The sequence below is a fragment of the Acidovorax sp. genome, assembly GCF_046339755.1.
Taxonomy (GTDB): domain Bacteria; phylum Pseudomonadota; class Gammaproteobacteria; order Burkholderiales; family Burkholderiaceae_C; genus Acidovorax.
Genome location: NZ_JBKDTZ010000413.1, coordinates 1 through 8,224 on the forward strand (window position 1 = coordinate 1; position 8,224 = coordinate 8,224).

Below are 8,224 nucleotides of genomic sequence, written 5' to 3' on the forward strand. Positions count from 1 at the left end.
CGCACCGGCCAGATCCCTTCGGGCGAAATCAGCGCCCTGTAAGAACAAGGGCCTTCATAGCAAGGTCCGCCAGTTGCGGGCCTTCCCATGGTGGTGGTGTTTCACGGTCGTGGGCACCGCCACCATGTGGAAGTGTTTCCCTACTCTTGCCCGGAAACGGGCAATTGAAAAGGGCTCCCATTGGGAGCCCTTCTTTTGTTGTTGCCTGCGGTGGCGCGCGCTGGGCCTTACACCTCTTCACTCCAGCAGTAGCCATCGCGCGCGATCATGGCGCTGGCGGCACTTGGCCCCCAACTGCCGGCCGTATAGGGCCGGGGACCCAGCGCATCGTTACGCCAGTGCTGCAGGATGGGCTCCACCCAGCGCCAGGCTTCCTCCTGCTCGTCGCTGCGCACGAACAGGTTCAGGCGGCCGCCGATCACGTCGAGCAGCAGGCGCTCGTAGGCACCCACGCGCTCGGTGCCGAAGCGCTGGTCGAAATCGAGGTTCAGGTATACCTGCGACAGCGCGGGCTCCACCTGTTGCTGGGCGGCGCCCTGGGCCATCAGGTGCAGCTCCAGACCGTCCTTGGGCTGCAGGTTGATCACCAGGCGGTTGGCGGCGCCGGCCGAGGTGCGGAAGATCGGGTGCGGCACGGGCCGGAAGTTGACGACGATGTGCGCATCGCGCCCCGCCAGCCGCTTGCCGGTGCGGATGTAGAAAGGCACGCCCGCCCAGCGCCAGTTGGAGATCTCGGTGCGCAGCGCGACGAAGGTCTCGGTGGTGCTGCCCGGGGCCACGCCTTTTTCCTGCAGGTAACCGGGCACAGAGGCACCGTGCGTCTTGCCGGCCACGTACTGCCCGCGGATCACGTGCTGGCCGATGGTCTCGGTGCTCCAGGGCTTGAGCGACTGCAGCACCTTGAGCTTTTCGTCGCGGATGGCGTTGGCGCTGGCGTTGATGGGCGGCTCCATGCCGATCGCGCACAGCAGCTGCAGGGCATGGTTCTGCACCATGTCGCGCAGCGCGCCGGTCTGGTCGTAGAAGGCGCCGCGCGTCTCCACGCCCAGTTCCTCGGCAATGGTGATCTGGATGTTGGCAATGGTCTCGCGCCGCCACAGGGGCTCGAACAGTGCGTTGCCGAAGCGCATGGCCAAGAGGTTCTGCAGCGAGGGCTTGCCCAGGTAGTGATCGATGCGAAAGACCTGTTCTTCCTTGAGCACGCGGCGCAGCGTGTCGTTGATGGCCTGGTTGGAGCGCAGATCGTGGCCCCGGGGCTTTTCCAGCACCACGCGGGTGTGCGGGCCGTTCAGGCCCCCGCCGGCGATCTGCGCGCACACATTGGTGAACAGGCTGGGAGCCGTGGCCACGTACATCACCACCGACTCGGCATTGCGCTCGTGCAGCATGGCGGCCAGGCGGGCATAGTCCTGGGTTTGCGACAGGTCCATGCGCAGGTAGTGCAGCAGGGCGCCGAAGCGTTCGAACTCGTCGGGGGTGGGGCGCTTGGCCAGATCCACGCCTTCGAAGCGCGACTGGATCAGGCTGCGGTATTGTTCATGGCTGAGCTCGTCACGGGCCACCGCGATGATGCGCCCCCCTTCGGGCAGCGTTCCGTGGCGGAACGCCTGGAACAGCGCAGGCATGAGCTTGCGCCAGGCCAGGTCGCCGGTTCCGCCAAACAGGACAAGGTCAAAACTCATGGGGTCTCCGTATCAGTGCATTCGTGTAATCGCGTGTGGCTAGAAATTGTAATCACGTTACATCGTTTTGTGTAGGACAGCAGGCCAAATCGCGTTCCAATCTGTGTCTGCAGCAAAAAAGTGCCAGACAATTTTGGTAATCAAGTTACTATCTCGCCGTTTTCATTTTTTCGCCCCAGGTAGCCTTTCCATGTCCCTTCGTTGCGACCAGACCCCGCCGTGGCCCGCCTTGCAGGCTTTGTTCGACACCGAAGGACGGCACCTGGACCTGCGGCAGGCGTTCGCGCAGGACAGCGGGCGCTTCGGCCACTTCAGCCAGCAGGCGCCGCACGTCTTTGCCGATCTCTCCAAGAACCTGTGGGACCGGCCGACCGAGGCCCTGCTGCTGGCCCTGGCCGAGGCCTGCGGCCTCGCGGGTCAGCGCGATGCCATGTTCGCGGGTGAAGCCATCAACCACACCGAGGGCCGCGCGGTGCTGCACACGCTGCTGCGCCGTCCCCAGGGCCTGGTGCTGCCGGGCGATGGGGCCGACATCGCGCAGAAACTGGCCGAGGTACATGGCACGCTCGATGCCATGCTGCAGTATGCCGAGCAGGTGCGTGGCGACGCCGCCATCACCGACGTGGTGAACATCGGCATCGGCGGCTCGGACCTGGGGCCGCACATGGCGGTGCTGGCACTCGATGCATTCCGCGCCGCAGGCAAGCGCCTGCACTTCGTCTCCAACGTCGACGGCCACGAGCTGCATGGCGTGCTGCAGGGCGTGAAGCCCGAGAGCACGCTGTTCCTCATTGCGTCCAAGACCTTCACCACGGCCGAGACCATGGCCAATGCGCGCTCGGCGCTGGCCTGGTTCGGTGCGCAGGGCGGTACCGATGTGGCGCGCCACTTTGCGGCGCTGACCACCAATGTCGAGGCCGCAGGCGCTCTGGGCATCACCACCACCTTCGGTTTCTGGGACTGGGTGGGCGGGCGCTACTCGCTGTGGTCGGCCATCGGCCTGCCTATCGCCATCGCCATTGGCGCCGCGGGCTTCCGTGACCTGCTGGCCGGCGCCCATGCCATGGACGAACATTTCCGCACGGCGCCCCTGGCCGCCAACCTGCCGGTGCGCCTGGGCCTGCTCGATGTCTGGTACCGCAACTTCCATGGCTTCACCAGCCGCTGCATCGCGCCGTACCACGCATCCTTGGGCCGCTTGCCGGCCTATCTGCAGCAACTGGAGATGGAGAGCAATTGCAAGCGCGTCAGGGCCGACGGGCAGGAACTGCCGTACGCCACCTCGCCCGTGCTCTGGGGTGAGCCCGGCACCAACGGCCAGCATGCCTTCTTCCAGATGCTGCACCAGGGCACCGACGTGTTGCCGCTGGAAATCATCGCCGTGCGCCAGGCCGCCCACCCGCTGCCGGGCCACCAGGACAAGCTGCTGGCCAATGCGCTGGCCCAGGCCCAGGCGCTGATGGTGGGCAAGGCCAGCCCCGAGGACGGCCACCGCCATTTCCCGGGCAACCGGCCCAGCAGCTTCCTGCTGCTCGAATCGCTGACCCCTGCTTCGCTGGGCGCGCTGATCGCGCTGCAGGAGCACCGCGTGTTCGTGAGCGGCAGCCTGTGGGGCATCAACAGCTTCGACCAATGGGGCGTGGAGTTGGGCAAGGTGCTGGCGCGCGACCTGGAGGCGCGTCTGGCCTCGGGCGATGCGGCGGGGCTCGATGGCTCCACCGCGGGGGTGCTGGCCCGCCTGCGCAGCGGCGGCTGACCGCCCAACAAGGCACAGCACGGCGCCCAACAGAGGCGCCTGCACACACGAGGAGACAAAGCCATGACGGCGCCCCAGCCCGATTTCCGTTCGCCCGCATTCCTGCACGCGCACATCCGCCAGACCATGGCGTTCTATGAGCCCGTCGCCACCGACCCGGGTGGCGGCATGTACCACTTCTTTCTCGACGACGGCACCGTCTACGACGAGCGCACGCGCCACCTGGTGAGCGCCACGCGCTTCGTGGTCACGCATGCCATCCTGTTCCAGACCACGGGCGAGGCCCGCTACCGCAAGGGCATGGAGCATGCGCTCGATTTCCTGCGCACGGCCTTCCTCGACCCGGCCACCGGCGGCTATGCCTGGCTCATCGACTGGCATGGCGGCCACGCCACCTTGCTCGACGCCACGCGCCATTGCTACGGCATGGCCTTCGTGATGCTGGCCTATGCGCGGGCGCACGAGGCCGGCGTGCCCGAGGCGCGGCAGTGGCTGGCAGAGGCCTTCGATACGGCCGAGCAGCACTTCTGGCAGCCGGCCGCGGGCCTCTATGCCGACGAGGCCACGCGCGAGTGGGCGCTGTCGGACTACCGCGGCCAGAACGCCAACATGCATGCCTGCGAGGCCATGATCTCGGCCTTCCGCGCCACGGATGAGCGCCGCTACATCGAGCGCGCCGAACAGCTCGCGCAGGGCATCTGCCAGCGCCAGGCGGCGCTGTCCGGCGGCTGGGTGTGGGAGCACTTCCGCGCCGACTGGTCGGTGGACTGGGACTACAACCGCCACGACCGGACCAATATCTTCCGCCCCTGGGGCTACCAGATCGGCCACCAGACCGAATGGGCCAAGCTGCTGCTGCAGCTCGACGCGCTGGCACCCGCGGACTGGCACCTGCCGTGCGCGCGCTTCCTGTTCGATGCGGCGCTGGACAAAGGCTGGGACGCAGCGCACGGCGGGATCGTCTACGGCATGGCGCCCGATGGCAGCATCTGCGACGACGGCAAGTACCATTGGGTGCAGGCCGAGAGCATGGCTGCTGCCGCCGTGCTGGCGGTCCGCACGGGCGAGCCGCGCTACTGGGATTGGTACGACCGCATCTGGGCCTACTGCTGGCAGCACTTCGTGGACCACCAGCACGGTGCCTGGTTCCGCATCCTCGACGGCCGCAATCGCAACCACACGCGCGAGAAGAGCAACGCCGGCAAGGTGGATTACCACAACATGGGTGCCTGCTACGACGTGTTGCTGGCGCTGGGGGCGGAACGCGCTGCGTGACTACATCGCCGCGCTGGCCTGGAAGAAATTCACGGGCAGGCCCGGTACCTCGACCGGCAGGCTGAACAGCGAGCCTGCGGGAATGGCGGCGTCCAGCTCCTCCTGCGGCCGCCCGGCGCGCGCCGAGGTGATGTACAGCGTGCGCAGGCCTTCGCCGCCAAAGCAGACCATGGTGGGGCACTGCACGGGCACCGCAATGCGCTGCAGCACCTGGCCTGCGGGCGACAACTGCAGCACGCAGGCGCCCTCGTACATCGCGACCCAGTAGTTGCCCTGCACGTCCACAGCGGCGCCGTCCGGGCGGCCGCCGTAGGGTTGGCCTTCCGTCTTCGGAGGAAAGGAAACCCAGGGCGTGCGGCCCTCGATGCTGCCCCTGGCAGCGTCGAAGCCGAAGCGGTCGATGCGGTGCTCGGGTGTGTTCGACCAGTACAGCGTGCGGTCATCGGGGCTGAAGGCCAGGCCGTTGGCGGTGAAGTTGTCGCCTGCCATTTTCTGTACCCGAAAGCCGCCAGGGGCCGCCTCCAGCCGCCACAGGGCGGCGTCGGGCGCGGTGCGCGGGCTGATCACCGAACCGGCCCAGAAACGGCCCGCCGAATCGCAGCGGCCATCGTTCAAGCGCAGCACGCGGGTGTCGTGCGCGTCGGTCGGCAGCAGGGCCAGGCAGGCGAGGGCGCCGCTCTCGGCGTCGAGCAGGTAAAAGCCGTCACGTAACCCGATTACTATTTTTGCGCCTCCTGCCGGTGCGCAGCAGCCTGGCTCCGAGGGCATGTTCCAGGTGCGCAGGCGTCCGCTCGCCGGCTCCCAGGCATTCACCCGTTTCCCCTGAATGTCACACCAGTAAAGGGATGTTTCATGGGGATGCCAGAACGGCGATTCACCGAGTTCCGAAGGCGGCAGGGGCAGGGTCTGCAGGGACATTGGCTTGATCCGGGGTGGTTATCGAGTTACATTCTAGAGGCTCCCGCAGGAGCCTTGTCACCGATTCCCATACCCATACCAAATCCCCGATGGAGCATTCCCCATGCATTCAGTCGTAGCGCGCGTGACGGCCCGCATCATCGAGCGCAGCAAGGACACCCGTGCCGCCTACCTGGCCACGGTCGACGCCATGGTCCAGCGCAAGCCTCCGCAGGAGCGCATGGGCTGCGCCAACCTGGCCCATGCCTATGCAGCGTTGCCCGGTTCCGAGAAGTTCAAGGTCACGGTCGAGAAGGCGCCCAACATCGGCATCGTCACGGCCTACAACGACATGCTCTCGGCCCACCAGCCCTACCAGGCCTACCCCGCACTGCTGCGCGACGAGGCCGCGCGCCATGGTGCCATGGCCCAGGTCGCCGGCGGCGTGCCCGCCATGTGCGATGGCGTGACCCAGGGCACGCCCGGCATGGAGCTGTCGCTGTTCTCCCGGGACAATATTGCCATGGCCACCGCGGTAGCGCTGTCCCACGACGTGTTCGATGGCGTGCTGCTGCTCGGCGTGTGCGACAAGATCGTGCCCGGCCTGCTGATCGGCGCGCTGCACTACGGGCATCTGCCCTGCGTGTTCGTGCCGGCCGGGCCCATGGGTTCGGGCCTGCCCAACAAGGACAAGGCCAAGGTGCGCGAGCAGTATGCGCAGGGCCTGGTCGGCCGTGACGAGCTGCTCAAGGCCGAGTCGGCCGCGTACCACAGCCCCGGCACCTGCACCTTCTACGGCACGGCCAACAGCAACCAGATGCTGCTCGAAGCCATGGGCCTGCATGTGCCCAATGCTGCATTTGCGCCTCCGGGCAGCGGCGAGCGCGAGGCGTTCACGCGCCAGGCCATGCGCACCGTGCTGTCCATCGGCAAGCGCGGCAATCGCTTCACGCCCATCGGCCATGTGGTGGACGAGCGCTGCATCGTCAACGCCATGGCTGCGCTGCTGGCCACGGGCGGCTCCACCAACCACCTGATCCACTGGGTGGCGATCGCGCGCAGCGCTGGCATCCTGATCGACTGGACCGATTTCGACGACCTGTCTTCCGTGGTGCCGCTGCTGGCGCGCGTGTACCCCAACGGCGATGCCGACGTGAACCAGTTCCAGGCCGCGGGCGGCCCGCCCTGGATCCTGCGCGAATTGCTGGCCCATGGCCTGATGCACCCCGATGTGCTGAGCGTGAACGAGGGCGGTATTGCTGCCGGTGGTGCGCCTGCGCCTGCCACCTCGGGCGACGAGGCCGTGGTCCGCCCGGTGGACAAGCCATTCTCGCCCACGGGCGGCCTGCGCTTGCTGCAGGGCCGCCTGGGCCGAGCAGTGATCAAGGTCTCGGCCGTGCCGGAAGACCGCCACATCATCGAGGCCCCCGCGCGCGTGTTCGACTCGCAGGAGGAGCTGCTCGCCGCCTTCAGCGCGGGCGAGGTGCAGCAGGACATGGTGGCCGTAGTGCGCTTCCAGGGGCCGCGCGCCAACGGCATGCCCGAGCTGCACAAGCTCACGCCCCCATTGGCCGTGCTGCAGAACCAGGGTTTCAAGGTGGCGCTGGTGACCGATGGCCGCATGAGCGGTGCCTCGGGCAAGGTGCCCGCCGCCATCCATGTGACGCCCGAGGCGCTGGGCGGCGGCCCGCTGGCCAAGGTGCGCAACGGCGACCTGGTGCGCGTGGACGCCGTGGCCGGTACGCTCGACGTGCTGGTGGACGAGGCCGAATGGGCCGCCCGCACCCCCGATGAATGCAAGGCGCACGCGGCCACCGGCTTCGGGCGTGAACTGTTTGCCAACTTTCGCCGCCATGCGGGCGGCGCTGAACAAGGAGCCTGCACATGGCTGTGAATGCCACCACCCCTTCCCTGCAGCCGGCGGACATCGCCAGCTACGGCCCGGTCATCCCGGTCATCGTGATCGACCGCGTCGAAGACGCGATCCCCCTGGCCGAGGCCCTGCTGGCCGGTGGTGTGAAGGTGCTGGAGGTGACGCTGCGCACGCCCGCAGGCCTGCCCGCCATCGAGGCGATTGCGCGCCAGTTGCCCGAGGCCGTGGTCGGTGTGGGCACGGTGCTCAATGCCGATGACGCGCGCCGCGCGAGCGAGGCCGGCGCCCGCTTTGCCGTGAGCCCGGGCTATACCTCCGAGGTGGGCTCGGCCTGCAAGGGGCTGAACCTGCCGCTGCTGCCGGGGGTCTCCACCTCCAGCGAGATCATGCACGCGCTGGCCGATGGCTTCCAGTTCCTCAAGCTGTTCCCGGCCGAGGCCGTGGGCGGCATCCCGCTGCTCAAGTCCTGGGCCAGCCCGTTTGGCCAGGTGAGTTTCTGCCCCACCGGCGGCATCACCAATGCCACGGCGCCCAACTACCTGGCACTGCCCAATGTGCGCTGCGTGGGCGGCTCCTGGCTCACGCCCGCGGATGCCGTGCGCTCGGGGGACTGGGCGCGCATCACGCAACTGGCGCAGGCCACTCAGGCGCTGCGGCAGACCGTCTGAGTGGGGTGGCCCCCGGCTCCCGCCGGGCAGGTCACGCTTGCCGCTTATCATGGAGAGGGGCGTTCGCTCCGCA

The 8,224-nt window shown here is 67.8% G+C and carries 6 protein-coding genes; 4 read left to right on the top strand and 2 right to left on the bottom strand.

The window, feature by feature from the left end:
• Nucleotides 1-227 precede the first annotated feature (227 nt).
• A complete protein-coding gene (gene zwf, locus ACK59X_RS35435) occupies nt 228-1,682 on the bottom strand; it encodes a glucose-6-phosphate dehydrogenase (RefSeq protein WP_409964277.1) in 1,455 nt (484 codons plus the stop codon).
• 190 nt (nt 1,683-1,872) lie between these two features.
• Here zwf and pgi point away from each other — a divergent pair, with 190 nt between their 5' ends.
• Both pgi and ACK59X_RS35445 read left to right on the top strand, forming a co-directional pair.
• Nucleotides 1,873-3,438: a glucose-6-phosphate isomerase gene (gene pgi, locus ACK59X_RS35440; RefSeq protein ID WP_409964278.1), complete on the top strand. Its 1,566-nt coding sequence runs from the start codon at nt 1,873-1,875 to the stop codon at nt 3,436-3,438.
• A 63-nt stretch (nt 3,439-3,501) separates the two neighbouring features.
• Nucleotides 3,502-4,713 (top strand): AGE family epimerase/isomerase, encoded by a 1,212-nt coding sequence (locus ACK59X_RS35445; protein WP_409964279.1) that lies wholly within the window; start codon nt 3,502-3,504, stop codon nt 4,711-4,713.
• Here the strand turns inward: ACK59X_RS35445 and ACK59X_RS35450 are convergent, their stop codons facing one another.
• Nucleotides 4,714-5,631, bottom strand: coding sequence for an SMP-30/gluconolactonase/LRE family protein (locus tag ACK59X_RS35450; RefSeq protein ID WP_409964280.1), 918 nt, complete (start codon nt 5,629-5,631; stop codon nt 4,714-4,716).
• 103 nt (nt 5,632-5,734) lie between these two features.
• Between ACK59X_RS35450 and edd the strand changes: the two genes are divergently transcribed.
• On the top strand, nt 5,735-7,504 hold the full coding sequence (gene edd, locus ACK59X_RS35455; RefSeq protein ID WP_409964281.1) for a phosphogluconate dehydratase: 1,770 nt from the start codon (nt 5,735-5,737) through the stop codon (nt 7,502-7,504).
• Nucleotides 7,495-8,151, top strand: a complete 657-nt coding sequence (locus ACK59X_RS35460) for a bifunctional 4-hydroxy-2-oxoglutarate aldolase/2-dehydro-3-deoxy-phosphogluconate aldolase (RefSeq protein ID WP_409964282.1) — start codon at nt 7,495-7,497, stop codon at nt 8,149-8,151. Before edd ends, ACK59X_RS35460 begins: the two co-directional genes overlap by 10 nt.
• Nucleotides 8,152-8,224 lie beyond the last annotated feature (73 nt).